Origin of the sequence: Streptomyces sp. 796.1 (assembly GCF_047525675.1) — a bacterium.
GTDB lineage: Bacteria > Actinomycetota > Actinomycetes > Streptomycetales > Streptomycetaceae > Streptomyces.
In genome coordinates this window covers 12,622-37,631 of sequence record NZ_JBLIWA010000053.1, presented here as the reverse complement: position 1 = coordinate 37,631, position 25,010 = coordinate 12,622, and the positions used below count along the sequence as shown (strand labels likewise).

The window sequence follows — 25,010 nt, the reverse complement described above, 5'->3', positions numbered from 1 at the left end:
GACGAACACGCCGTGTCCACCGTCACCGCGGGGCCCTCAAGACCCAGCGCGTACGCGACCCGGCCGGACACGACGCTGCCCGCGTTGCCGGCGAGGAGGTGTCCTTCGAAGCCCTCCGGGGTGTGTTGGAGGCGCGAGGCGTACTCGTTGTACATCACGCCGGTGAAGACACCCGTCTTGCTGCCGCGGAGTGCGGTGGGGTCGATGGCGGCGCTCTCCAGCGCCTCCCAGGCGGTCTCCAGAAGCAGGCGTTGCTGGGGGTCCATCGCCGCCGCTTCGCGGGGCGAAATGCCGAAGAACTCCGCGTCGAACTCCGCCGCCCCGGCCAGGAACCCACCCTGTCGGGTGTACACCTTCCCGGGCCGTTCCGGGTCCGGGTCGTACAACCCTGCCACGTCCCAACCACGGTCGGTCGGGAAGTCACCCACCGCGTCGGCGCCGGACGCCACCAGCCGCCACAGGTCCTCGGGGCCGTCGACTCCGCCCGGGTAGCGGCAGGCCATGCCGACGATCACCACCGGGTCGTCGGCGGCCGGCCCGGCCGGGGCCGGCTCGGGGCGCTTGTCCGAGGCGGGTGCGATCTCGCGCTCCAGCCGGGTCAGCAGGGCGCTTGCGGTGGGGTGGTCGAAGATGACGGTCGCGGGGAGGCGCAGGCCGGTTGCGGTGTTGATGCGGTTGCGCAGTTCGAGGGCGGTCAGCGAGTCGAAGCCCAGTTCACGGAAGGCGTGCCGCAGGTCGATGGTGTCGGGTTCGGCGTGTCCGAGTACGGTCGCCACCTGGCTGCGGATGAGGCCGGTCAGGGTGTGTCGGCGCTGTTCGGAGGTGCGCAGCGCCATGCTGTCGGCCCAGCTCAGGCCGTCGACGGGGGCCGCGGCGGTGGTCGCTGCGCGGCGTACGGGAGCTGGGGCCAGTTCACGGAGGGCCGGGGGCAGGGTGTGGTCGGCGGCCAGGGTGCGGAGGGCCCGGTGGTCGATGCGGGCGGGGGCCGCGTACGGCAGGTCGGCGGCAAGGGCCGCGTCGAAGAGTGCGGTGCCGTCCTCGGTGCGCAGGGCGGCGAGCCCGCCTCGGGCCATCCTGGCCAGATCGGTAGGGCTCAGGTGTCCCGTCATGCCGGATGCCTCGGCCCACAGGCCCCAGCCGAGTGAGGTGGCGGGCAGGCCGGTGGCCCGACGGTGCGCGGCGAGGGCGTCGAGGAAGGCGTTGGCCGCGGTGTAGTTGGCCTGGCCCGCGCTGCCGAGGACCGCGAGGATCGAGGAGAAGAGGACGAAGGCCGTGAGGTCGTGGCCGCGGGTGAGGTCGTGCAGGTGCCAGGCTGCGTCGAGCTTGGGGCGGAGCACGGTGTCGACGTGTTGCGGGGTGAGCCCGTCGAGGGTGGCGTCGCCGAGCACGCCTGCCGTGTGGATGACGGCGGCCAGCGGGTGGCCCGCGGGGATCTCCGCGATGCGCTGTGCGAGTTCGGCGCGGTCGGCGACGTCGCAGGTGGCGATGGTGGGCTGGGCACCGAGCGCGGTGAGGTCGGCTGCCAACTGTGCGGCGCCGGGTGCCTGGCTGCCCGTTCGGCTCAGGAGCAGGAGGTGGCGCACGCCGTGCTGGGTGACCAGGTGGCGGGCGATGAGGCCGCCGAGGGTGCCGGTGCCGCCGGTGATGAGCACCGTGCCGGCCGGGTCGAACCCGGTTGGCACGGCGGCCGTTTCGGGTGCCTGGGTGAGACGCGGTACGAGGAACGTGCCGTTGCGCAGGGCGAGTTGGGGTTCACCGCTGGCCGCCGCGGCGAGCAGGTCCTGCCCTAGGCGCTCGGATCCGGACAAGGGTGTGTCGACGTCGATGAGCGTGCAGCGGCCGGGGTGTTCTGCCTGGGCGGTCCGCAGCAGTCCCCACAGGGGAGCGGCTGCCAGGTCGCGGACGCCGTCGCCGGGGAGGGCCGCGACGGCGCCTTCGGTGACCAGGACCAGGGTGGTGCCGGCCAGGTCGTCGGCGGCGAGCCAGGCTTGGAGCAGGTCCAGGGTTGCGTGCAGGGCCTGGTGGGCGGCGCCCGGGAGGGTGGCGGTCGTCGGCACGGCGGGGCAGCGGGCGATGACGAGGTCGGGTGCGGGGTGACCGGCGGCGATCCGTGCGGTGAGGGTGGCCAGGTCGGGGAAGACGTCCGGCGGGGTGGGGGCGGCCTGCTCGCGGAGCGCTTCGGCGCAGGCGGGGGGCGCGCCGAGGATGCCGTACCGGATCTCGGGTACCGGGCTCACCTGGGGCTTTGCCACCGGGGTCCAGTGCAGGGTGAGCAGCGGTCCTCGGGCGGTGTCGGCCGGTGGGGTGAGGCGACCGGTGGGCAGGGCGCGGAAGGTCAGGCGGTCGATGGTGAGGACGGGGGCGCCGGTGGGGTCGGTCGCGCGGAGTGTCGTGGTGCCGTCGGAGTGGGTGGTGAGCCTGACGCGCAGGGTGGTCGCGCCGGTGGCGTGCAGGCGGAGGCCGGACAGGGCGAAGGGGATGCGGGGGGCGGGTTGGTCGGTGTCGGCCTGTGGGGCGCCGAGTGGGGCGTGCACCAGTGGGTGGAGTGCGGCGTCCAGGAGGGCCGGGTGGAGCGCGAACGCGCTGGCTTCGGCGAGCAGTTCGTCGGCGAGGCGCACCTCGGCGTACTGGTCCCGTTCGGTGTGCCAGGCGGCGGTCAGGCCCTGGAAGGCGGGTCCGTACCCGTAACCGGCGGCGGCGAGGGTGGCGTACGCGGCGGTGAGGTCCTGGGGCTGGGCCGTGGCAGGGGGCCAGGGGGTGTCGGCGGGGTCGGGGGTGGGGGCGGGGGTGGCTCCGTGGGCGTCGCTGGTGAGGTGGCCGGTGGCGTGGCGGGTCCAGGGGGCGTCCGGCTCGGTGGCGGCCGATGCGGGCCTGGAGTGGATCTCCAGGGAGCGGCGTCCTGCGGTGTCGGCCGCGGCGAGTGCCACCCGCAGCCGTACGTCGCCGGTGGGCGGGAGGGTGAGCGGGGTTTCCAGGGTGAGTTCTTCGACGTGCGGGGTGCCCGCGGTGTGGCCGGCGCACAGGGCCAGTTCGGCGAGCGCGGTGCCGGGGAGGACGACCGTGCCGGTCACCGCGTGGTCGGCGAGCCAGGGTTGGCCCTCCAGGCCGAGCCGGCCGGTCAGCAGCAGGCCACCGTCCGGTGTGGTGGTGGCGGCGCCGAGCAGCGGGTGGTCGACGGTGTCGAGGCCGAGCCCGGTGGGGCTGGTCCGGCGGGTGGGCGTCAGCCAGTAGTGGCGGCGCTGGAAGGGGTAGGTGGGGAGTGCGACGGGGCGGGGGTGGTGCGGGGCGAAGAGCGGCGTGGGGTCGGGGGTGGCGCCGTGCGCGGTGGCGTGGGCGAGAGAGCCGATGAACCTGTCCCAGCCCCCGTGGTCGCGGCGCAGGGTGGCGATGGCGGTACCGCCGGACCCGGTTGCGTCCAGCGTCTCCTGGGTCCCGACCTGGAGGACGGGGTGCGGGGAGACCTCGACGAACAACCGGTGCCCCGCACCGTGGAGTGCGCGCACCGCGTCCTGGAACCGTACGGTGTGGCGCAGGTTCTCGTACCAGTACGTGGCGTCGAGCGCGGTGTCTGTGGGGAGTTGGCCGCCGGTGAGGGTGGAGTAGATCGGCAGGGTGGGGGTGTGGGGGGTGAGGTCGGCGAGGTCGGCGAGCAGGCGTTCGCGTACGGATTCGACCTGCGGTGAGTGGGAGGCGTAGTCGACGGGGATGCGGCGGGCCGGGATGCCGGCTTCGGTGCAGTGGGTGAGGAAGGCTGCCAGCTCTGGGCGCGGGCCGGAGACGACGGTGCTGGTGGGCCCGTTGATCGCGGCGATGCCCAGGCCGTCGGGGCCTGCGGCCAGCAGTTCGGCGACCTGGTCCGCCGGCAGGGTGAGGGAGGCCATGCCGCCGGTGCCGGCCATGGCGACCAGGGCCGTGCTGCGCAGTGCGGCGACCTTCGCGGCGTCGGCGAGGGGCAGCGCCCCGGCGACGCAGGCGGCGGCGATCTCACCCTGGGAGTGGCCGACGACGGCGCTGGGTTGGATGCCGAGCGAGCGCCAGAGTTCGGCGAGGGAGACCATGACGGCGAACAGGGTGGGTTGGACGACGTCCACCCGGTCCAGGGTGGGTGCGTTCGGCCGTTGGCGCAGGACGTCGAGCAGCGACCAGTCCACGTACGGGGCCAGGGCCTGTGCGCACTCCTGTACGCGGTCGGCGAAGACGGGTGCGGTGTCCAGGAGTTCGCGGGCCATCGCGGGCCACTGGGAGCCCTGGCCTGGGAAGACGAAGGCGGTGGCGCCGCTTTCGGTGACCGTGGTGGCGGCCTGGACGAGGTGGGGTGCGGGTTCCCCGGCAGCCAGGGCGGTCAGGCCGTGTCGGGCGGCGGCCCGGTCGGCGGCGATGACCACGGCGGTGTGCTCGAACCGGGAGCGGGTGTGCCACAGCGCGTGGCCGAGGTCGGCGGGGCGGAGTGCGGGGTCGTCGGCGAGGAGGCGTGCCAGTCGGTCGGCCTGGGACCGGAGGGCCGCGTCGGTGCGGGCCGAGACGACCAGCGGGACGGGGGGCCGGGGGGTGGTGGTGTCGGGGTGGGCCTGGGGCGCGGGGTGCGCGGCGGTGGGGTGTGTGGGGGTGTCGGGGGTGGCCTGTTCCAGGATGAGGTGGGCGTTGGTGCCACTGATGCCGAAGGAGGAGACGGCTGCCCGGCGCGGGCGGCCCAGGTCGGGCCAGGGAATGGTGTCGGTGAGGGGGGCGAGGCTGCCGCTGGCCCAGTCGACGTGCGGTGACGGCTCGCGTAGGTGCAGGGTCGCCGGCAGCACGCCGTGCTGGATGGCGAGGACGGACTTGATGAGCCCGGCCACCCCGGCCGCTGCCTGGGTGTGGCCGATGTTGGACTTCAACGATCCGAGGTGCAGGGGGCGCTGCGGGGGGTGCCCCGGGCCGTAGGTAGCGAGCAGGGCGTGGGCCTCGATCGGGTCGCCGAGCGTGGTGCCCGTACCGTGCGCCTCCACCGCGTCGACGTCGGCCGGGGTCAGCCCGGATGCGGCCAGGGCCGCGCGGATGACCTGCTGTTGGGCGGGGCCGCTGGGGGCGCTCAGGCCGTTGCTGGCGCCGTCCTGGTTGATGGCGGAGCCGCGGATGACGGCCAGTACGGGGTGCCCGTTGCGGCGGGCGTCGGCGAGACGCTCCAGCAGCACGACGCCCACGCCTTCGGCCCAGGCTGTGCCGTCGGCGTCGGCGGAGAAGGGCTTGCACCGGCCGTCGGGGGCCAGCCCGCGCTGCCTGGAGAACTCGACGAACATGCCCGGGCCCGCCATCACGGTCGCGCCGCCGGCCAGGGCGAGGGTGCACTCGCCGGCCGCCAGCGCGCGGGCGGCCAGGTGCACGGCGACCAGTGAGGAGGAGCAGGCCGTGTCGATGGTGAGGGCGGGGCCGGTGAGGCCGAGGGTGTAGGCGATGCGGCCGGAGGCGACGCTGGGGGTGGTGCCGGTCAGCAGGTGGCCGTCGAGGCCGTCTGCCGCCTGGTCCATGCGCGGCCCGTACTCCTGGGCGGTGGCGCCGACGAACACGCCGACCTGCTCGCCGCGCAGGTCCGCCGGGCGCAGTCCGGCCCGTTCGACCGCCTCCCAACTGGTCTCCAGGAGCAGCCGCTGTTGCGGGTCCATGGCGAGGGCTTCGCGCGGGCTGATGCCGAAGAAGGCGGCGTCGAAGTCGCCCGCGTCGTGCAGGAATCCGCCGGTGCGGACGGCGCTGGTGCCCGGGTGGGCCGGGTCGGGGTGGAAGAGCCGGTCGGTGTCCCAGCCGCGGTCGGTGGGGAAGTCGGAGATGGCGTCCACGCCGTCGGCGACCAGGCGCCACAGCGCTTCGGGGGTGGTCACCCGGTGCGGGAAGCGGCAGCTCATGGCGACGACGGCGAGCGGTTCGGCCGCGGCCTGCGGGGCACTGGGGGCGGCGTCCGGGTCCGCGGTCCGCCCATGGGCGAGCGCCGCGAGGTGGCTGGCGAGGGCGGCCGGGGTGGGGTGGTCGAAGACCGTGGTGGCGGGCAGCGGCAGGCCGGTCGCGGCGGCGAGGTGCTCGATCAGTTCGACGGCGGTGAGGGAGTCGAAGCCGGCTTCGCGGTAGGGGCGGGTGGGGTCGACGGCCTCGGGGGTGGGGTGTCCGAGGACGGTGGCCGCGTGGGTGCGTACGAGGGCGAGGGTGATGCGGTCCGCTTCCGCTGCGGTGGTTCCGGCGAGGCGGATGGCGAGCGGGGCTGATTCGGACGTGGGCGCTGCCGGGGTCGCTGGCTCTGGGGCTGGGGCTGGGGCTGGGGTTGTTGGGGTCTCTGCGGCCGGTGATTCCGATGTGGCCGGGACGGTCGATGAGGGTGGCTCGGTGCTGGTGCTGGCCGGCGCCGGCTCGGGGCCCGTGTCGGACGGCGGGGGCACGGCCCCGACTCCGGCCCCGGCTCCTGCCCCGGTGGCAGTGGCGGCGGGCCGGCGGGCGTCGCGGGGTGGCACCGCGGGTGCGTCGGGGTTCGCCTCGGGGGCTGCCGCGGGTTCCGGCCAGTAGCGCTGCCGTTGGAAGGTGTAGGTGGGTAGTGGGGTGGGTCGGGCTGCGGGGTGGTGGCAGACGGCGGCCCAGTCGAGGTCGGCGCCGTGTGCGTGCAGGGTGGCCAGCGCCTGGGTGAGCGCAGCGGGTTCGGGCCGGCCCTTGCGGAGCGCCGCGACCGGAATCGTCCGGCGGGCCGTGCCGGCCGCCGCGTCGCTCAGACAGTGACGGCTGAGGGCCGCGAGGCTGCCATCGGGGCCGAGGTCGAGCAGCAGGCCGACCCCGTGGTCGGACAGCCAGCGCACGCCGTCGGCGAAGCGCACGGTCTCGCGCGCGTGGCGCACCCAGTACTCCGCCGAACCTGCCTGGTCCGCGGTGAGCGGGTGGCCGGTGAGGTTGGAGAGTACGGGTATGGCGGGTGTCTGCGGGGCCAGGCGCTCTACGACGGTGTGGAACTCGGCGAGCATGCCGTTCATGTGCGCGGAGTGGAAGGCGTGGCTGACCCGGAGTCCGGTGGCCTTGCGGCCCTGGGCGCGCCAGTGTTCGGCCACCGCGCGCACGGCTTGGGCGTCGCCGGAGACGACGGTGGACAGCGGGCCGTTGACGGCGGCGACCGACACCCCTTCGACGTCGGCCAGCGACGCCAGGACCTCGGGTTCCGCGGCCCGGAGCGCGACCATGGCGCCGCCGGCGGGGCAGGACTGCATGAGTCGGCCGCGCGCGGCGACCAGGGTGGCGGCGTCAGTGAGCGAGAAGATCCCGGCGACGTGTGCGGCGGCGAGTTCGCCGACGGAGTGGCCCAGCAGGTGGGTCGGGGTCACGCCGTAGTGGGAGAGCAGCCGGTGGAGCGCCACGTGCAGCGCGAACAGGGCGGGCTGGGTGTAGGCCGTGTGGTGCAGGAGTGCGGCCTCGGGGGTTGCTTCGGCCGCGAAGAGCACGTCCTTCAGTGGCCTGGGGAGTTGGGGATCGATGGCGTCGGCGACGGCGTCGAGCGCGGCGGCGAAGACCGGCTGTGTGGCGTACAACGCGCGTCCCATGGCGGCCTGTTGGCTGCCTTGGCCGGCGAAGAGGAAGGCGACGTCGCGGGCGCTCGCGCTACCCCGTACCACGCTCGGGTGGGGCTCCGTGCGGCCCAGCGCGTCGAGCCCGGTGAGCAGGTCCGTGCGGTCGGCGGCGACCACCACGGCCCGGGCGGGCAGCGGGGAGCGGGCGGTCGCGATGGCGTGGGCGACGTCGGCGGGGCGGGCCGTCGGGTGGGCGCGCAGGTGCGTGGCCAGGCTGCGGGCCTGGGCGGGGAGCGCGTCGGGCAGCGCCCCGTAGAGGGCTACGGGTGCGGGACGTGCGGCCGGTTCGGCATCGGGTTCCGGCGGTGTCGCGGGGTGGGTGCCGGCCGTCGCGGCGCCGGCCGCGGGGAGGGACGCGGGTGGCTCGCCGAGCACGACATGGCAGTTGGTGCCGCCCATGCCGAACGAGCTGACGCCTGCGATCAGTGGCGCGTCCGGGTGGGGCCAGTCGCCGAGCTCCTGTTGGACGGACAGCCGCAGGTCGGTCAGGGGGATGTCGGGGTTGGGGGTGGCGAAGTGCAGGCTGGGCGGCAGTTGCCGGTGCCGGAGGCTGAGGACCGTCTTGAGGAGTCCGGCGATTCCGGCCGCGCCCTCCAGGTGGCCGATATTGGTCTTCACCGATCCCACGTGGAGCGGGTCGGCGCCGTCCCGGCCGGCGCCGATGACCGCGCCGAGTGCGGCGGCTTCGACCGGGTCGCCCACCCGGGTACCGGTGCCGTGGAGTTCCACGTACTGCACGCTGCGTACGTCGGTTCCCGCGTTGGCGTACGCCCGGTGCAGCAGGTCCTGTTGGGCGGCGGCGTGCGGTGCGGTGAGGCCCGCGCCGCCGCCGTCGTGGTTCATGGCGCTGCCGCGGATGATGCAGTGGATGGTGTCGCCGTCGGCGCGGGCCCGGTCGAGGGGCTTGAGGACGACGAGGCCGCCGCCTTCGCCGCGGACGTATCCGTTGGCCCGGGCGTCGAAGGTGTAGCAGCGACCGTCGGGTGACAGGCCGCCGAACTTGGGGACGTGGGTGGCGTCGCCGAGGAGCAGATCGAGGTTGACGCCGCCGGCGAGGGCGAGGGTGGCCTCGCCCCGGCGCAGGCTCTCGCCAGCGAGGTGGACGGCGACCAGGGACGACGCCTGGGCCGCGTCCACCGTCATGCTCGGTCCGCGCAGGCCGAAGGCGTACGAGACCCGGTTGGCGATCATGCTGCGGTGCAGGCCGGTGGTGGTGTGCTGGGGTGGGGCGGGTGAGCCGGCACGGTGCAGCAGGGTCGCGTAGTCGTCCCAGATGGCGCCGGCGAACACGGCCGTCGGCGTGCCGTTGAGGCCGTGTGGTGGGATGCCCGCGTTCTCCAGGGCCTCCCAGGCGAGTTCGAGCATCAGGCGCTGCTGGGGGTCGATGGCGCGGGCCTCGCGGGGCGAGATGCCGAAGAGCGCGGCGTCGAACCTGTCGACCTCGTCCAGGTATCCGCCGGGGCGTGGGGTGGTGTCCGGTGTGGTGGGGTCGGCGCCCCGGCGCGCGGCCGAGGGTTCGCCGACGGCGTCCACTCCGCCGCTGAGCAACGCCCAGAAGGCGTCAGCGTCGGCGGCGTGCGGCAGCCGGCAGGAGAGGCCGATGACGGCGATGGCGTTGGCGGGAACGTGGTGACCGTCATGTGCAGCGGCGTCCCGCTCTTCCATCACGAAAACTCCATAACAAAACGCATACCCACGCCTTTAGCGATAAGGAAAGAAAAGTCGAGGGCCAGTCACGGGAAATGCATTGCACACCGGTACGGCCGGCGGTCGCGATCTAACCCCACGAACAGCTACCCGGTCAAACAGTCGACTCGTTCGAGCCCAATTCACGGCACGCCGGTTGAGCCGGCCGGCAGGGGACCCACCCAAGGTAGACCATCGCCCAGGCTAAGGAATCCGAGGCAAGAAATCGACAAGGACGGAAATGCATTCGACTTCTGGACAGGGGTTCCCGACGCACGCCGCGGCGCACCGCCGCGGGGAACCCCGGGTCGGCGGGCGGGGTCGAACGGGCGGACCGCGACTGCGGCGAGCAAGGCGTGCGAGCCGGCGGACGGAAGGCGGCGGCGCTTCGCGCGGGGCGGCCCGACCGCCAGCGAACGCGCCCACGAGGACCCGCCCCACCCCTAGCCCAGGCAAGATCATTGCAGGTCACAGGCTTGGAGATGCAGGCCACTCGATGCTGCACAAAGACGCCCGTACGTGCCCGGGGGTCACGCCCCAGGCGCCAGGGCCCAGGCGTGGCGGGCGATCCACCCCCCGTCGTACCCATCCCCCATGCGCCGCGCCGAGGGGGACCGTATCGCTCCGGAGCCGCACACGCGGACCCCTCGCCACCCTGCGGACGCATGTTCGCCTCGTTCAATTCGCCGCGGAATGAGCGTTTTCATCCGACCGGATGTGCGGTTTTCGTACGCGGGACAGTAAAGGGAAACGCCATCGAGAATTACCCACCTTTTACGCGATCCTAGGGTTACCCCGAGCCGGGAACGTTGCCGTCGATGGCGTTCGGACAGACGGCCGAATACGGGGTGCCGTGCGACGCCGTCGGAAATCCAGGTGGAGGCGGTGCAACCGTCAGTGGGTCGCGTCGAATCCACGGTTTTCGGTGGCGCACCGGATCGGCGGCGAATCTCCCGGCCCGGCGCCTAGCGATGGAGGGCCCCGGCGCGTGGCGGCGGGGCCCTCCGGGTGACCAGGTGCTCGGGATGCCGGGGTGACCTCAGGGGCGTGCGGTCACCGGGGCCGGGTCAGTGTCTGTGGGTCGCCCCCTGGCCGCAGGAGCAAGAACAGCAGGAGGGGCGGACCACCACGTCGTCGATGACCGGACCGTGCGCACTGCCCGCAGTGGTGCTGGCGAACGACAGGGTGGTGGAGGCCGATCGGGCCACGAAGGTGAAGTGCCGTCCCACGTAGCCCATGTTCGTGACGGTCTTGCCCGTACTGTCGAAGGAGAAGTCCTGGAAGTTCTGCCCGTTGATCAGGGCGCGACCGGTCTTGACCGTGGGGGCGCCGCCAGGGTTGCTGGCCAGTGCGTAACTGACCTCGTACGTCTTGCCCGGGGTCGTCGGGAAGGTCTGGGCGATCGTGCCCGCCGTGCCGCCGTTGAGGTCCACTGACTGGTCCCGGTCCGCCGCCTGCCAGAAGCCGCGCCCGATGTGGTCCACGTTGCCGGCGGTGACCGCCCACGGGCCGATGGACCCGCCGGTCGGCACGTTGGTGAAGCTGTTGGCCGGGGCGGCGGGGTACTCGAAGCTCCCGTCGTCGATGCTGCTGGCCGCGGTGATCGCGTGCGTCGTGCCGGCCGGGCCGTGCTGCTGGATCGGCGCGGCGAGCGCGGTACCGGTTCCGGCACCGAGCAACCCAAGAACGGCAATTGCCGTCACGTACGGTCGTACGGACACCATTTCCTCCCGAGTTTCGACAGCTTGGACAGAGCACGGTGAACTCTGGCCCCTGCCCCCGGCATAGGCCACCCCCCGGTCGAGGGCGTGCCGACGCGCACCGGTACCAAGGCCGACGGACGCACGCCGGCCTCACACCCCGATACGCCGGCACGCCGAAGTGCGATTCGGACACCCGGCGCGGCGGGCCCGGCCGAGGCGCCGACCGGGTGGTGCGGGCCGTGCGGTCACTCCCCTGGTGGTCGCCACCGAGCTGGGTACTCGGACCGGGCCAGGAGGCTGGCAGCCGCGCGGACCGGCCCCGGGAATCGGCCCTTGCGCCTCCGGCAGCCTGATGAAATACGCAGGTCAGCGCGGTGACAACGGGACCGGGTGGCAGACCCGCGGGCGCCCGGGGCGCGGCGGGCGATCGAAGTTGCCGGCCGGCCCGCGGGCCCTATCGTCGGGATGGGTGCCTGGCGCGCAGCCGTACGACGGCCCGATGGGCTGGGACGGAGGACAGCATGGCGAAGCACCAGAAGTTCATGGCCGAGGCCGTACGGCTGGCCAAGGAGTCGGTGGAGAACAACTGGGGCGGCCCGTTCGGGGCCGTCATCACCCGTGGCGGGCGGATCGTCGCGCGGGGGCAGAACCGGGTCCTGCTCACCGGCGATCCCACCGCGCACGGCGAGGTCGAGGCCATCCGCAAGGCGGTGCAGGTGCTCAACCCCTCGGCGCCGTCCATCGCCCGTGACCGGCAGCACACCAGCACCCTCAAGCTCATCCCCCGCGAACCGCACTCGCCCGACAAGGTCGGCGCCCGCGCCCGGATGCTCAAGGGATGCGTGATCTACACCAGCGGCGCGCCCTGCCCGATGTGCATGAGCGCCATCTACTGGGCCCGGATCAGCGCCGTGTACTTCGCGTGCGACCTGAAGGAGACCGAGCGGATCGGGTTCAGCGACGCCTACCAGTACGAGGACTTCACGAAGCCGCTCGACCAGCGGCTGATCCCCATCAAGCAGATCTTCCCGGGGCTCGGCAAGATGGCGTACCGGGCCTGGGAGTTCAAGCCCGACCAGCACCCGTACTGACCCACCCGGCGCGGCCGGAGCGAGCAACCCTCGGCGCGCGGCGATCGTCTCGGTTCACTGTCCGCCGCGGGCCGGGGTGACGGTGATCCGTACGTGCTTCATGAGGGGCTGGTCGCTCTGGGTGCTGTAGTCGCCCAGTGCGCACAGCACGTTCATCTCCGGCATGTATCCGGCCGCGCAGCCGCGGGGAATGTCGTACGGGATCGCCAGGTAGCCGGTCAGGTGGCGCTGCGTGCCGTCCTTGGCGGTGCTGGTGATGTCGACCGGGTCGAACTGCTCGATGCCGCGTTCGCGCAGGTCGTCGCCGTTCATGAAGATGAGCGTGCGGAGGTTCTTGATGCCCCGGTAGCGGTCGTCGTGCGAGTAGATCGTGGTGTTCCACTGGTCGTGGGAGCGCATGGTGCCCAGGGCCAGCGTGCCGGGTGCGGGGATCACGTCGGGCAGCGGGGCGGTGGAGAACTCGGCGCGGCCGGAGGGGGTGCGGAAGACCAGTTCGCGGGCGGGTTGCTTGATGCGGAAGCCGAGCGGAAGCCGCACCCGGCGGTTGAAGTCCTCGAAGCCGTCGAGCACCTGGGCCATGGTGTCGCGGATGCGGTCGTAGTCCTCGATGTACCACTCCCAGGGTGTGGCGCTGTCGGGCAGGGCGGCGCGGGCCATGCCCGCGATGATCGCCGGTTCGGACAGCAGGTGGGGAGAGGCCGGGCGCTTCATGCCGACGGACAGGTGGACCATGCTCATCGAGTCCTCGACCGAGGTGCGCTGCACGCCCCCGGCCTGGTGGTCCTTCTCGGTGCGGCCGAGACAGGGCAGGATCAGGGCCCGGCGGCCGTGCACCAGATGGCTGCGGTTGAGCTTGGTGCTGACCTGCACGGTCAGCTCGCAGGAGCGCAGCGCGGCGGCGGTGTAGGCCGTGTCGGGCGCGGCGAGCGCGAAGTTGCCGCCCATGCCGACGAAGACCTTGACGGTGCCCGCGTGCATGGCCTTGATGGTGGCGACGGTGTCCAGGCCGTGCGCACGGGGCGGGTGGATCGCGCAGACCTCGGCGAGCCGGTCGAGGAACTCCGGGCTGGGGCGGTGGTCGATGCCGCAGGTGCGGTTGCCCTGGACGTTGCTGTGCCCGCGCACCGGGGAGGGCCCGGCCCCCTCGCGCCCCAAGTTGCCGCGCAACAGCAGCAGGTTGACGATCTCCCGTACGGTGTCGACGCCGTGCTCGTGTTGGGTGATGCCCAGGCACCAGCTCATGATGGTGCGGTCGGCCTCCCGGTAGATGCGGGCGGCGGCCAGCACCTCGGCGCGGCTGAGGCCCGACTGGCGCTCGATCTCCTCCCAGTCGGTGGCCTCGCACAGGGCGCGGTACTCCGCGAAGTGGGCGGTGTACCGGTCGATGAACTCCTGGTCCACGGCCTTGGGGTCGGAGTCCGACTGTTCCAGGATCGCCTTGGCCATGCCGCGCAGCAGCGCCATGTCCCCACCGATGCGCACCTGGAGGTTGCGGGTGCTGGTGGGGGTGGCCCGGAAGGTGGCCATCTGGAGGAAGTCGTGCGGGATGATGGTGCGCGTGGCCGCCGCCTCGACCAGCGGGTTGACGTGCACGATCTGGGCGCCGCGCTGGTAGGCGGCGGCGAGTGCGGTGAGCATCCTGGGGGCGTTGGACGCGGCGTTGACGCCGAAGACGAACAGCGCGTCGGTCCGCTCCCAGTCCCTCAGGTCGGCGGTCCCCTTGCCGGTGCCGATGGCGGCTTGCAGGGCGCGCCCGCTGGCCTCGTGGCACATGTTGGAACAGTCGGGCAGGTTGTTGGTGCCCAGTTCCCTGGCCATGAGTTGGTAGAGGAAGGTTGCTTCGTTGCCGAGTCGGCCCGAGGTGTAGTAAGCCGCCTGGTGGGGTGAGTCCAGCCCCCGCAGGACGTCGCCGACCAGGTCGAACGCCTGCTGCCAGCGGATCGGGACGTAGTGGTCGCTCTCCGGGTCGTACACCATCGGTTCGGTCAGCCGGCCCTGGCTCTCCAGGTCGCGGTCGCTCCACCCGGAGAGTTCGGTGACCGTGTGCGCGGCGAAGAAGTCCCGGCCGACGTGCTTGCGGGTCAACTCCCAGGTGACGTGTTTGATGCCGTTCTCGCAGATGTCCAGGTGCAGGCCCTTGGTGTCGTCGGGCCAGGCGCAGCCCGGGCAGTCGAACCCGCCGTCCTCGTGGTTCATCCGCCGGATCGCCCGCGCTCCGCTGGCCAGGGCCCCTTCCCGAACCAGGAACCGGGTCACGCTGTTGGCCGCGCCCCAGCCCGCGGCCGGATGGTGGTACGGATGGAACTCCGGGCTGCCTTCGGGGGCCGGGCCCGCCGCGGGGTCGGGGGCCGTGCCGGGGCCGGGGGCCGCCTCGGCGCCGGGGGCCGTGCCGGGGCCGGGGGCCGCCTCGGAGCCGGGGGCCGCGCCCGTCCCGCGCCCGTCCGCCCGTGGAGCGCGCCGTGCCTGCTCACCGTGGGAGTCGTTCACCGCACTCGCCCTTCCGCCGTACGCTCCGGGACCGGGGGCCGCTCCCCGTACACACCCAGCATGTACGGACCACGCACCTCAGGCCAGGCGAGCCTGCGCCACCCTGGCGGCGCCATCTGCCCGGCACGGCGAAGTACGAGCGGAAATCGCCCGCACGGCGGCAGCGGGCTGCGCCCCGGGGGGCGGGTGGGCCGGTAGTCGCGATGGATGACTCGGGCTGGGTCGGCCGTGCCCCCTCCCCTGGCCCGGGCCCGACCGTGGGCGCGTACGGGTCTGGATACGCCCGTGCACGCGTGCGCGGGCGTACGCGCGACCGGGTACCCGCCCGGGTTTGCAGCCCGTACGACGACTGCCTCCGCAGCGGCGTTCGGGGGCGGCGCCCCGGGTAGGAAGTGTCCGCGATAGCCTCCGGCCCATGAGCACGGAGGGTGGCACGGGCGACGGGGCCGACGGTGCTGACGGGGGCAAGGGATCGGGTGGGCGGGCGGAGCCGAGCGTCCACCAACTGCGGCTGTTCGGAGTGTTGGCCGAGGAGTTGCACTTCGGGCGGGCCGCCGCCCGCCTCACCATGTCCCAGCCGGCCCTCAGCCGACAGATCCGGGCGCTTGAGCGTCGGCTCGGGTTGCAACTCGTCGAGCGCACCAGCCGCTGCGTGGAGCTCACCCCGTCCGGCCGCACCCTGCTCCCCGAAGCCCATGCGGTCACCGCGGCCATGGCCAACCTGCGCCGGGCGGCCGAGGCCGAGTCCAGGCAGGGCGCCGGCCGGATGGTCGTCGGCGTGTTGGCGGCGGAGTCGGCGATGCCGACCACCCGGGCGATCCTGTCCGAACTGCGCTCACGTGAGCCGGAGTTGACGATCGACCTGCTACACCTCAACTTCGTCAACCAGTACCAGGCGCTGATCCGCGGCGAAGTCGACGTCGCCTTCCTCCGCCCACCGGCACCGGTCACACTCCAGACCCTGCAACTGACCGAAGAGCCGCGCCTCGCCTGTCTCCCGGCGGACGACCCGCTGGCCGACAAGGAAGACCTCACCCTGGCGGATCTGTCGGCCCGCACCATGGTGGCCATGTCCCAGGAGTCGCCCCAGGAATGGCGGGACTTCTGGGCGATCGACCCGCGACCGGACGGCACACCGGTCGCCTTCGGCCCGGTGGCCACGGACGTGGAGGCCGTGCTGCACGTGATCGCCAACGGCCAGGCCATCGGCTTCCTGCCCGCCTCCGCCAGCACCTTCTACCAGCGCCCCGGCATCCGCTACCGCGCCGTCGCCGACCTACCACCGTGCACCATGGCGCTCACCTGGCCCGCCGAACACCGCGACCGCCCCGCCACGGCCCTCATCCGCTCCATCGCCCACGAGGTACTGGCCCGCGACGGCGACCGCCCGCCGGGCGACCCCGGCACGTAGCACCCCGCCCGGCCCCACCGCCGGGCGGCCGACAACCAACCCCCGGCACCTGCACGGCACTCGACCACCAGCGAAGAGAAGGGCTCCCCGTGTCCACACCGGCACCGCTCCCCTGGTCGCAGACCCGTACGGTCGAGATCCGCCGGGTGGGGGCCGGCTCCGGGCACCTGGTCCAGCAAGGGGACGAACTCGCCGAGCTGACAACGCTTTTGGCGATCGACCCGGCGGGTTCCGCGTTCGCCTGCATGTGCTGGGGCGAGGTGGAGTTCGTACTGCGCGATGCCGCGGGTACGGGCGTCGCCCTGTTGCGGCTGCATGTTGACGTCGGGTTGGACTGGCACCGGTGGGGTGGCTCGCTGCCACTGCTGCACCCCGCGGAGCTGCTGCGGTGGCTGGCCGACCGCGGGGTGGACTGCGGCACCTGAGCACGGGCGGCCACCGGGCCACGACGGGGTGCCGGCCCCAGCGGGAGCGGGAAGGGGTACGGGCTGCCGCCGCCCTCGCCTCCCCTTCGCCTTCCCCCCTTGGCCTTCTCCCCTTCGCCTTCCTCCCTCTCGCCTCCCCCTCGACGATCGCCCCTCGCGCCCCGCGCTCCGCGCCTACGCCTCCGGCACGGCGCACGGGCCACCGAGTGCGCGGGCACCGAGCACCGCGGGGGACCGCGGCGGATGGTGACGGACGGTCGCATTGTCAGACCCCTCTGCGATGGTGGGGTCATGAGCGGGGGAAGCGCTCGAACGCGGAGTGGAGAGGTGTGTGGTGGTGATGACGGTGACGAACCCGGTTCGGGCGGCGCCCCGGTGGGCCGGTTGGCAGGATGCGGACAACTGGCGGCCTGTACGGTGCGGACATGCCGATCATGCGCTAGGGCGAACCAGCCGGGGCCGCAACCACGGCGGGCCGACAACCCGCGGCCGGCGCTCCCACTCCACCGTCCCATCGCCCCGTCACCCCACCGCCCGGGCCCGTCGGACAGCGGCTCAGACCGCTCAGACCGCTGTCGGATCACCCCCGGCGTTGTGGATCATCCTCTGGAGCACCTTCAGGGTGATCAGGTACTCCTCGTCCGAGATGCCGGCGTGCACCCGAGCCCGGTTCTCCCGCTGGGTCTCGGCCGCCCTCCGGTGCAGGGTCCGACCGGCCTCGGTGATCTGGAGTCGCCCGTCCTCGTCCACCACCAGCAGCTCCCGCTGGACCAGCAGGTCGATATCGGGGGCGAGGCCCGGGCCCACGTCCAGGTTGGCCTGCTGGTCGCGGATCACCTCCGCGCGGGTGGCGCCGGTCGCGCTGTGCAGCACCTGGTGCAGCGCCCACCACTGTGGCTGGGTGATACCGATGGCCGCCAACCGGCCCCTGACGTGGGCCAACAACACCTTGTTGGCGGCCCAGGTCCAGTAGCCGACGGGCTGTCCGATCAGTTCCGCGTCATCGTGCGAGTACTTCACCGTGTTGCCTTTCGCCGTCGTTCCCACGGGGCGGATCGCCCGTAGCCCTGCTCGGTCGGCTCCGGGGCGCGGCGCCCGGGACCTGCTGCCCGGCCCCTACGGCCCAGGCCGCGCGCCGTGCCGCGCCGCGCGCCGTCATCCGCCGTCCACTGTCATGCGCACCCACCGTCACGCACCGCCATGCGCCGCCCGTCCTCACGCGCCGCGCGCTTCCGGGACGCTGCGCCCGTACGCGAGCAGCAGGAGTTCGTGCGCGGGGCGGTCCAGCGGGGTGCCGGTGCCGTACGTCCAGTCGAGGTCGGTGGCCCGCAGGCGGGTGCCGGCCAGGTCCGCCTTGAAGAAGCGCAGGGTGCGCGGCTCGACGGCGTCGAGCACGATCCGCAGCCGCTCCGGCGGCACCTGTCGCGGGAGGCCGAGGGCGACGGTGATGTCGAGGCCGTGGACGACGTCGTGGCCGAGTGCCGCGGCCAACCCGCCCACCGGCGGCTTCCACGGGTGGTCGGCGTTGTCCCGGAGAGCGGCGGCGAGCCCGCCCGGAGTCAGGGCCGCGGCGTCGCGGCGGGCGAGCCGGTCGGTCATGCGGTGCAGGTTGCCGCCCGCCCGAAGGAGTTCCCTGGCCGTCGCGGCGAAGGAGTACCGGAATCCCAGGCTCATGTGTGCGGCCACCTCGCGCACCCGCCACCCCTCGCACAGGCTGGGCGCGTCCCACTGTTCGTCGGTCAGCCCGTCCAGTACGTCCGCCACCGCGCGCCGTTCGGCGGCGATGGCCGCGCGGACCTCGCTCTCTGTTCTCCCCATGATCACCAGCGTCGGCGGCGGGCTGGCAGAAGTCCAAGAGCCGTCTCTTCTGCTGGCTAGCATCTCTGCTTATGGAGCTCCGCCAGTTGCAGTACTTCCTCACCGTCGTCGAAGAGGGCAGCTTCACCCGGGCGGCGGCGCGGCTGCACGTTGCCCAGCCCGGGGTGAGTGCGCAGATCAGGCTGCTGGAGAAGGAGCTTGGCCAGCCGCTCCTTGACCGCTCGGGGCGGCGGGTGAGCACGACCGAGGTCGGCGAGGCGACGCTCGCGTACGCGCGGGCGGCGCTCGCCGCGGTGGCGGGGATGCGGCAGACGGTGGACGAGTTCACCGGCCTGGTCCGCGGCCACGTCACCCTGGGGATCGTCTCCGGTGCCACCACCGAGAGCTACGACCTGGCCGGCGTGCTCGCCGACTTCCACGACGACCACCCGCGGGTGGAGATATCGCTGACCGAGGACACCTCGGCGCGCATGTGCGACGCGTTGCGGCGGGGTGCGCTCGACCTCGCCGTGGTGGGGGTCGCCGATGCCACGCCGCCACCGGGCGTCGACTTCCAGATCGTCATCGACACCCCGCTGGTCGCCGCGGTGTCCACGCGGCACCCGCTGGTCACGCCCGAGGTGCCGCCGGAACTCGCCCTCCTCGCGCTCGCCGACCAACCGCTCATCAGCCTGCCGCGCGGCACGGGCTCGCGCAGTGCCCTGGAACGCGGCTGCGAGCGGGCCGGATTCACACCGCGCATCGCCTTCGAGGCCGCCGAACCGCTGCTCCTCGCCCGGCTCGCCGCCCGTGGCCTCGGCGTCGCCGTCCTGCCCGAGCCGTCCGAGGACACGGCGGCGGCCCTCGGCGTGCACGCCGTACGGCTCACCGCGCCGCGGCTCCGCGGTCGGATCGCGCTCGCCTGGCCGGCGGAGGGTCCCGCCACCCCCGCGGCGAAGGCCCTGCTCACGCGGCTGCGGCAGGCCCTGCCACCGGTCACGCCGATGGAACCCTGAGCCTGCGGCGCGCCCCAAGTGAACGTGTCACCACCGGGGTTGCACGACGAGATGAACAGGACTTCCCCGGCGCTCCGCGGCCGGCACCGGCGTTCGGGAAGCCCGCCCGCAGCCCTGGCATGATCTCGCCAATTTGCCCACGCCGGCATCGAGCGGGGCCTACGCTTCCACCTGAATGACGCGCGTAGAACGCCCTACGCCGCGCCCTGGCACAGGCGTGCCCGGGCATCTTCGGCATGCTCGCTGCGCGCGGCGCAAACCGACGGCAACCCCCAGGAGAACGACATGTGTGAGCAGTGCGCTCCGGCCCACGACACGGCAGTCGACCCCGCGGACCTCGTACCGCACGGCCCCTCGCGCCGAAAGCTGTTGATCGGCGTCGGGGCCGGCCTCGGGGTGGCCCTGACCGGGGCGCCCGGCCTGATGTCCGTGGCCTCGGCCGCGACGCTCAAGGACGGTAGCTGGTGCAACCCGGCCCGTGGCTACTTCCCCGCCGGTGGCCAGTACGGCGCCCCGCGCGGCAAGTACCCGCACGCCGGTCAGGACGTCACCAACTCGACCGGTACGGCGATCTACGCCGCAGCCGCCGGCACCGTGATCAAGCGCGGCAGCAGCGTGCTGACCGGGCGCTCCGGCAACGGCCTGGTCATCTCGCACGGCGGCGGGCGCTACACCTACTACGGGCACCTCAGCAAGTTCCGCGTCGGCCTGAACGCCAAGGTGGGCGCGGGCCAGCGGATCGCCGACATGGGCGCCACGGGCAATGTCACCGGCCCCCACCTGCACTTCGAGGTGCACACCGGTTCGCTGGGCCGCACCACCAACCCGGTCTCCTACCTCGCGGCCCGCGGAGTGGACCTGGGCGGCGGTTGGCCGTCGCTGAACCCGGGCGCCAAGGGGGCGACCGTCAAGGCCCTCCAGTACCTGATGACGCAGCGCGGGTACAAGCTCAACGCCGACGGGTCGTACGGGTCGGTCTCGGTCGCCGCGGTGAAGAAGTTCCAGGCCGCGCGGAAGCTGGTGGCGGACGGGCAGGTGGGCCCGAAGACCTGGCCGCACCTGGTCTACTCGTTGAAGCAGGGTGCCAAGGGCTCGCACGTGCGCGGCCTTCAGACGGTGCTGAACAAGCACAGCGCGGGGTTGGCGCTCGACGGCGAGTTCGGCACGGTGTCCCGGAACGCGGTCCGCGCGTACCAGAGCGCCAACCGGCTGACCGTGGACGGCGTGGCGGGCCCCTTGACGTGGAAGGCCCTCGTCGGCTGACGCCCTCGGCATGCGAGCGGTCTGCCACCGGCTCCCCCGGCCGGTGGCAGACCGCCCCGCCGAGCCCCGCGGCAGGCGGCCCGATCGCTGAACCGCGTGCTCAGAGTGAGGTCTTGGTGGGGCGCGGCAGGATGCCCCGCTCCAGTTGTGCCGCCATGTGGCCGCGGGCGGGCTTGCCGCTCGCGGTGCGGGCGATGGCGCTGTGCGAGACCTCCATGACGGTTTCCGGGGCGGCGGCGAAGTCGGTGGCGACCCGGGCCGCGATCCGCTGGACGTCGGGGCGCGTGCCCCGCTCGGGCACGACGAAGACGGCGAAGGACGCGCCGTGCGGCAGGGTGACGCACTCCGCGACCCCGGGTTCGGCCGCCACCACCTGCTCCACGTCGGCGACGAACACGTTCACCCCGCCCACGAAGACCCGGTCGCCGCGGCGGCCGTTCAGATACAGCTCCCCCTCCCGCAGGCACCCCAGGTCCCCGGTGTCGAACCAGGTGACCCGGTGGTCGGTGGCGCCGTCGTAACCGTCGAAGAGCGTGTCGCCGCGCAGTTGCACGGATCCCGTCAGCCCCTCGGGGCAGACCAGTCCGCCCTCGTCCACGACGCGCAGCCCGAGACCGGGTACGGGGGTGCCGAGCCGGGCCGTCGTGGCGGGGCCGTCCGCGTGGAAGCTGGTGGCGGGGTCGACGTAGCGGTGCGAGGTGGCCAGCAGGGCGGCCTCGGCGAGGCCGTAGCAGAACACCAGGGCCGTCGGGTCGAAGCCCCAGGGGGCGGCGGCGTCCAGGAAGCTGCGTACGGACGCCTCCCTGATCGGTTCCGCCCCGCAGAACACGGTGGACCAGGCGGCGAACAGCCGGGGGTCGGGGCCGGTGCGCCGGGTCGCCTCGGTGATGCGCCGCGCCACGTATCGCAGCATGAAGTCGGGGAAGGCGCTGTGCGCGCGCTCGGCGTCGCGTATCAACTCCAGCGCGGCCAACGGGCGGCGCAGGAACTGGCCCGGTTCGACGATCACCAGGTCGATGCCGTGGATGAGCGAGGTGAGCACGCCGATCAGGCCCATGTCGTGGTGGAGCGGCAGGGCGATGAGACCGCCGTGGCCCGGGGCCATCTGGGAGACGGCGCCGATGGCTGCGACGTTGCCGAGGACGGCCCGGTGGCTGAGCGGGATGGGGCGCGGCATACCGGTGGAGCCGCTGGTGTACTGGATGAACGCGACGTCCTCGCGGCTCGCCGCGGCCGGCGGCGGCGCAGTGCCCGCAGCGGTCACCAGGCGCAGGCCACGCAGGCCGTGGCCGGCGATCTCGAAGGCGTGGCGCACCTGTTGTTGGCGGACCACCTCGGCGAAGTAGTGGTCGATGGCGACGCCCGGGACGCGGGGCTTGACGGAGACGGGCACCGCGCCCAGGTGCATCAGACCGAGCAGGACCAGCAGCCCTTCTCGGGAGCTGCCGATGCGCAGCATCACCCGGTCGCCCGGCCGCACCCCCTGGTCGGCGAAGCCGCCGGCGGCCAGCGCGATCTGCTCGGTCAACTCCGCGTACGTCAGCCGCTCCCGCTGGGCCGACGACCCGAAGGTGACGCCCCCGTCGGTGCGGTGGGACTGGGCCGCGAGGGCCTCCGGCAGGGTGTTCGCGCTCATCCGACGCCCTCCGGGGTGAGGGGAGCGGCGGCTTCCGGGGTTGCCTCGGCTGCAGGGGGGACGGGTGCGGGGCCGGCCGGAGCAGCCGCGGCGTCGGTCGTACGGGGGTGGGCCGGGCCACCCCCGGTGGTGGCTGTGGGTGTGACGGCGGGTGGCTCGCCGGGGGTGTGCGTGGGTGGGGCCGTACGGGCCCTGGGTGAGGGAGTGGCCGGGGCGCCCGGTGTGCCGAGCATGGCTTCCAGGTCGGCCCGGTGGATGCGTTGGGTGTCCCGGTCCACAAGACCGAGGCGCACCCGCCCGCTGGCCACCACCGTGCCGTCGAGCCGCTCGACGTCCTGCGCCAGCGTGAAGCTGTACGCCGAACGCTCGGCGAGCGAGGTGCGCACCCGGAGCCGGCCCACCGGATTCCACTCGACCGGGCGCAGGTAGTCGAGGTGGAGTTGGAGCACCACGGCGACCAGGGTGCTGTCGCGCAGGTCGACACCGCAGGCCAGCCCCCACTCCCAGCGTCCGGACTCCAGGAGTTGGACGTAGACGCTGTTGTTGAGGTGCCCGGCCCAGTCGAAGTCGTTGGCGCGCAGGGTGACTTCACAGGTGTGTGGTTGCTCCAGCGGTACGCCGGCGTTCATCAGGGTTGCCCTCCGCTTTCCGTCGGCTGAGCCAGGAGTACGACGACCGCTCCGGCCATGCCGCCGGTGTGGCTGATGGACACCTCGACGTCGATGTTGCGCTCCTGGCACCAGCGGGCGAGTTCCTTGTGCAGCCTCACCCTGGGCTGCCCCGCGGTGCCGTGGACCACCTCGATGTCGCGGAAGGAGTAGTCGGGGGCGCCGCCCATGGCGCTGGCGGCCTTGACGAACGCCTCCTTGGCCGAGAGCAGCCCGGTCAGTGAGGCGTCCGGGTCGGGCCGGGAGAAGCAGTGTGCGCGCTCGCCGGGGCTGAACACCGCACCGCTATTGCGCAAGCGCGGTCTCTCGCGCAGCTCCGTTACGGACTGCAGATCGAATCCGGTCGACATCGTTCGTGCGGAGGCTGGCGAAGTAGGCACGCTTGAGGTCCTCATACGATCGGGTCTGAATGCCGGTCACTTCCCGCACCAGGGCCAGTACGCTGGCCAGCTTCTGCGCGTGCACGGCGCCGGCGTGCAGCGCCTCCGCGCCGAGCCCGAACTCCTCACCGGTGTTCCGGGTCCGCTCCCACCAGTTGACGAACCCCTGGCGGTCGGTCTGTGCCTCGCGGGTGGAGCCGAAGGTCTCGCCGCCGTCGGGGCGGATCCAGGTGTACGCCATCGAGAGCACGTCCTTGATGGGGTACACGCCGGACTCCACGAGCGCCTTGGCGAAGGAGGCGAAGTACTGCCGGTGCTGCACCTCGTCCTTCATGATCGTGTGGAAGACGTCGCGGACCAGGCCGTCCTTGGTGGTGCGGGACTGCCAGCCGTACGAGACGCAGGCTTCGATCTCCACGCACGCCTGGAGGATGCACACCCGGGCGTAGTTGTCGGTGGGGAAGGCCCCGCGGTGCTCGATGACCTCGTCCTCGGCGATGGGGTCGATGCCCGCCATCTCCATCAGCCGGCCGAAGGCGACCTCGTGGTGGGCCTCCTCCTCCAGCCAGTAGCGGGCCGACCAGGCGGCGGCCACGTGCAGCACGTCGGCGCCGAGCGGGTTGGACTCGCGGATCTCGCCGGCGAGCTTGACGCCGTCGACGGCGAGCCGGATGCCGGCGGGCTGGGTGGTGAGTTCGGCGCGCGAGGCGTGCCACAGGGCGGCCTTGTCACCGGGTGCCGGGGTGGTCAACTTGCGGCCGTCGAAGAGCGAGTCGGTGCCCCAGCGGCGCTGCTCGTGGTAGCTCTGCTGGACGCGGAGCACGTCGGTGATGGTGGCTCCGGCGCGGAGCTCCTTGACGATGTCGGTCATGATCAGCATCGGTCACGCCTTCCGGGTCAGGAGGAGGTGGGGGCGAGCTGCTTGCCGAGGGCCGCAACAACCTCTTCGGCGGTGTGGTCCAGGGTCATCGTGGGCAGTTCGACGTCGTCTTCGATGCCGATGTCGGCCAGCGCCCCCGCGAACGCGTCCAGCAGGTCGATGGAGTTGATCGCGGTGGGCGATGCGGCCAGGACGTCGGCGAGCGGCTGCCCGGCGAACACCTCCTCCTGCGACAGGCTCAGGCGTTGCGCGACGTGGCTGCGGAGTTCGGCGAGCAAGGTGTCTCCCTGTGGGTCGGTGCGGCTGGGCTGTGGGGGGCGCCGGCGTGCCGGTCGACGGTCAGCGGGCCGCCTGGACGGACCACTGCGGTGACCTGCCGAGCGACGTCAGGACGAGGTCGAGTGCGGGTGCGCCGCTGCGGGCGGGCAGGGCCGGCTGGAAGAGCGCGTCGGGGCCAAGGCGTCGCTCATCGTCCGGCACCCGCAGGGCGATGGCGCTCGCGGTCTCCACGACCTCCTGGTCCAACTCCAGTGGCACGCCGAGCGTCTTGGCCACGTCCCAGCCGTGCACGACGTAGTCCAGGAGGTGGAAGCTGATGGCGATCGACGCCGGGAAGCGCCGGCTGGTGCTGATCTCGGGCAGGTCGAACTCGGTGTGCAGCACTCCGGGCCTGGCGAAGGCGTCGAGCACCGCGTCGGCCGCGACGCCGTACGCCGCCTGGGGGTCGGCGCCGAGGTCGGTGGGGTGCCAGACGGCGAGGTCGGCGCCGCCGCCGGTGGCCGCCGCCGCGAAGCCGTGGTGCTGGCCGGCCATGTGGGCGACCAGATCGCGCAGCGTCCATCCGGCGCACGGGGTGGGCCGGTCCCAGTCGTGCGCACCGGCCAGTCCCAGCAGGCGCACGGTCTCCAGGACAGCCGTCCGGTCGAGCTTACGGAAATCCATACGGCCCCCTTCGGTAACGGCTACCGGGGAGACAATAGCACGACCGTACGTTTAGTT

Annotated in this window: 16 protein-coding genes; 5 read left to right on the top strand and 11 right to left on the bottom strand. The window is 73.0% G+C overall.

The window, feature by feature from the left end:
- Positions 1 to 9,233: SDR family NAD(P)-dependent oxidoreductase (locus ACMA1D_RS28650; RefSeq protein WP_414726897.1), on the bottom strand; the 9,233-nt coding region annotated here is incomplete at its 3' end.
- Positions 9,234 to 10,321: 1,088 nt separating this feature from the next.
- Positions 10,322 to 10,978: a choice-of-anchor C family protein gene (locus ACMA1D_RS28645; RefSeq protein WP_414726896.1), complete on the bottom strand. Its 657-nt coding sequence runs from the start codon at positions 10,976 to 10,978 to the stop codon at positions 10,322 to 10,324.
- A gap of 500 nt (positions 10,979 to 11,478) precedes the next feature.
- Between ACMA1D_RS28645 and ACMA1D_RS28640 the strand changes: the two genes are divergently transcribed.
- On the top strand, positions 11,479 to 12,048 hold the full coding sequence (locus ACMA1D_RS28640) for a nucleoside deaminase (RefSeq protein WP_414726895.1): 570 nt from the start codon (positions 11,479 to 11,481) through the stop codon (positions 12,046 to 12,048).
- A gap of 54 nt (positions 12,049 to 12,102) precedes the next feature.
- Here the strand turns inward: ACMA1D_RS28640 and ACMA1D_RS28635 are convergent, their stop codons facing one another.
- A complete protein-coding gene (locus ACMA1D_RS28635) occupies positions 12,103 to 14,535 on the bottom strand; it encodes an FdhF/YdeP family oxidoreductase (protein ID WP_414726894.1) in 2,433 nt (810 codons plus the stop codon).
- A 415-nt stretch (positions 14,536 to 14,950) separates the two neighbouring features.
- On the opposite strand from ACMA1D_RS28635, the gene ACMA1D_RS28630 reads away from it, so the two are divergent.
- Together ACMA1D_RS28630 and ACMA1D_RS28625 are read left to right on the top strand one after the other, a co-directional pair.
- The gene (locus ACMA1D_RS28630; RefSeq protein WP_414726893.1) at positions 14,951 to 15,946 is read left to right on the top strand and encodes a LysR family transcriptional regulator; all 996 of its coding nucleotides are present in this window, start codon (positions 14,951 to 14,953) and stop codon (positions 15,944 to 15,946) included.
- An 89-nt stretch (positions 15,947 to 16,035) separates the two neighbouring features.
- Entirely contained in the window at positions 16,036 to 16,371 is a 336-nt protein-coding gene (locus ACMA1D_RS28625) for a hypothetical protein (protein WP_414726892.1), read from the top strand.
- Positions 16,372 to 16,935: 564 nt separating this feature from the next.
- Here the strand turns inward: ACMA1D_RS28625 and ACMA1D_RS28620 are convergent.
- The gene (locus ACMA1D_RS28620) at positions 16,936 to 17,391 is read right to left on the bottom strand and encodes a MarR family winged helix-turn-helix transcriptional regulator (protein ID WP_414726891.1); all 456 of its coding nucleotides are present in this window, start codon (positions 17,389 to 17,391) and stop codon (positions 16,936 to 16,938) included.
- 195 nt (positions 17,392 to 17,586) lie between these two features.
- Entirely contained in the window at positions 17,587 to 18,189 is a 603-nt protein-coding gene (locus ACMA1D_RS28615; RefSeq protein WP_414726890.1) for a maleylpyruvate isomerase family mycothiol-dependent enzyme, read from the bottom strand.
- A 71-nt stretch (positions 18,190 to 18,260) separates the two neighbouring features.
- On the opposite strand from ACMA1D_RS28615, the gene ACMA1D_RS28610 reads away from it, so the two are divergent.
- Positions 18,261 to 19,184, top strand: coding sequence for a LysR family transcriptional regulator (locus ACMA1D_RS28610; protein WP_414726889.1), 924 nt, complete (start codon positions 18,261 to 18,263; stop codon positions 19,182 to 19,184).
- Positions 19,185 to 19,469: 285 nt separating this feature from the next.
- Complete coding sequence (locus ACMA1D_RS28605) at positions 19,470 to 20,447, top strand: peptidoglycan-binding protein (RefSeq protein ID WP_414726888.1); 978 nt, start codon at positions 19,470 to 19,472, stop codon at positions 20,445 to 20,447.
- Between the two features lie 100 nt (positions 20,448 to 20,547).
- Here the strand turns inward: ACMA1D_RS28605 and ACMA1D_RS28600 are convergent, their stop codons facing one another.
- From ACMA1D_RS28600 to ACMA1D_RS28575, 6 genes are all read right to left on the bottom strand, one after another.
- Complete coding sequence (locus tag ACMA1D_RS28600) at positions 20,548 to 22,083, bottom strand: AMP-binding protein (protein ID WP_414726887.1); 1,536 nt, start codon at positions 22,081 to 22,083, stop codon at positions 20,548 to 20,550.
- Positions 22,080 to 22,712, bottom strand: coding sequence for a thioesterase family protein (locus ACMA1D_RS28595; RefSeq protein ID WP_414726886.1), 633 nt, complete (start codon positions 22,710 to 22,712; stop codon positions 22,080 to 22,082). Before ACMA1D_RS28595 ends, ACMA1D_RS28600 begins: the two co-directional genes overlap by 4 nt.
- The gene (locus ACMA1D_RS28590; RefSeq protein WP_349996380.1) at positions 22,712 to 23,047 is read right to left on the bottom strand and encodes a holo-ACP synthase; all 336 of its coding nucleotides are present in this window, start codon (positions 23,045 to 23,047) and stop codon (positions 22,712 to 22,714) included. The genes ACMA1D_RS28595 and ACMA1D_RS28590 overlap by 1 nt, the downstream gene beginning before the upstream one ends.
- Positions 23,037 to 24,011 carry a hypothetical protein gene (locus ACMA1D_RS28585; RefSeq protein ID WP_414726885.1) on the bottom strand — a complete coding sequence of 325 codons (975 nt, stop codon included), beginning with the start codon at positions 24,009 to 24,011 and terminating at the stop codon, positions 23,037 to 23,039. Before ACMA1D_RS28585 ends, ACMA1D_RS28590 begins: the two co-directional genes overlap by 11 nt.
- Before the next feature lie 17 nt (positions 24,012 to 24,028).
- Positions 24,029 to 24,289: a hypothetical protein gene (locus ACMA1D_RS28580; RefSeq protein ID WP_414726884.1), complete on the bottom strand. Its 261-nt coding sequence runs from the start codon at positions 24,287 to 24,289 to the stop codon at positions 24,029 to 24,031.
- Positions 24,290 to 24,350: 61 nt separating this feature from the next.
- Complete coding sequence (locus ACMA1D_RS28575) at positions 24,351 to 24,953, bottom strand: TIGR03086 family metal-binding protein (protein ID WP_414726883.1); 603 nt, start codon at positions 24,951 to 24,953, stop codon at positions 24,351 to 24,353.
- Between the last annotated feature and the right edge of the window lie 57 nt (positions 24,954 to 25,010).

Bases quoted from the DNA above. Each gene is read 5' to 3' on its own strand.
- ACMA1D_RS28645 (WP_414726896.1), bottom strand. From the start codon at position 10,978: ATGGTGTCCGTACGACCGTACGTGACGGCAATTGCCGTTCTTGGGTTG.
- ACMA1D_RS28640 (WP_414726895.1), top strand. From the start codon at position 11,479: ATGGCGAAGCACCAGAAGTTCATGGCCGAGGCCGTACGGCTGGCCAAG.
- ACMA1D_RS28630 (WP_414726893.1), top strand. From the start codon at position 14,951: ATGAGCACGGAGGGTGGCACGGGCGACGGGGCCGACGGTGCTGACGGG.
- ACMA1D_RS28615 (WP_414726890.1), bottom strand. From the start codon at position 18,189: ATGGGGAGAACAGAGAGCGAGGTCCGCGCGGCCATCGCCGCCGAACGG.
- ACMA1D_RS28610 (WP_414726889.1), top strand. From the start codon at position 18,261: ATGGAGCTCCGCCAGTTGCAGTACTTCCTCACCGTCGTCGAAGAGGGC.
- ACMA1D_RS28605 (WP_414726888.1), top strand. From the start codon at position 19,470: ATGTGTGAGCAGTGCGCTCCGGCCCACGACACGGCAGTCGACCCCGCG.
- ACMA1D_RS28600 (WP_414726887.1), bottom strand. From the start codon at position 22,083: ATGAGCGCGAACACCCTGCCGGAGGCCCTCGCGGCCCAGTCCCACCGC.
- ACMA1D_RS28595 (WP_414726886.1), bottom strand. From the start codon at position 22,712: ATGAACGCCGGCGTACCGCTGGAGCAACCACACACCTGTGAAGTCACC.
- ACMA1D_RS28585 (WP_414726885.1), bottom strand. From the start codon at position 24,011: ATGCTGATCATGACCGACATCGTCAAGGAGCTCCGCGCCGGAGCCACC.
- ACMA1D_RS28575 (WP_414726883.1), bottom strand. From the start codon at position 24,953: ATGGATTTCCGTAAGCTCGACCGGACGGCTGTCCTGGAGACCGTGCGC.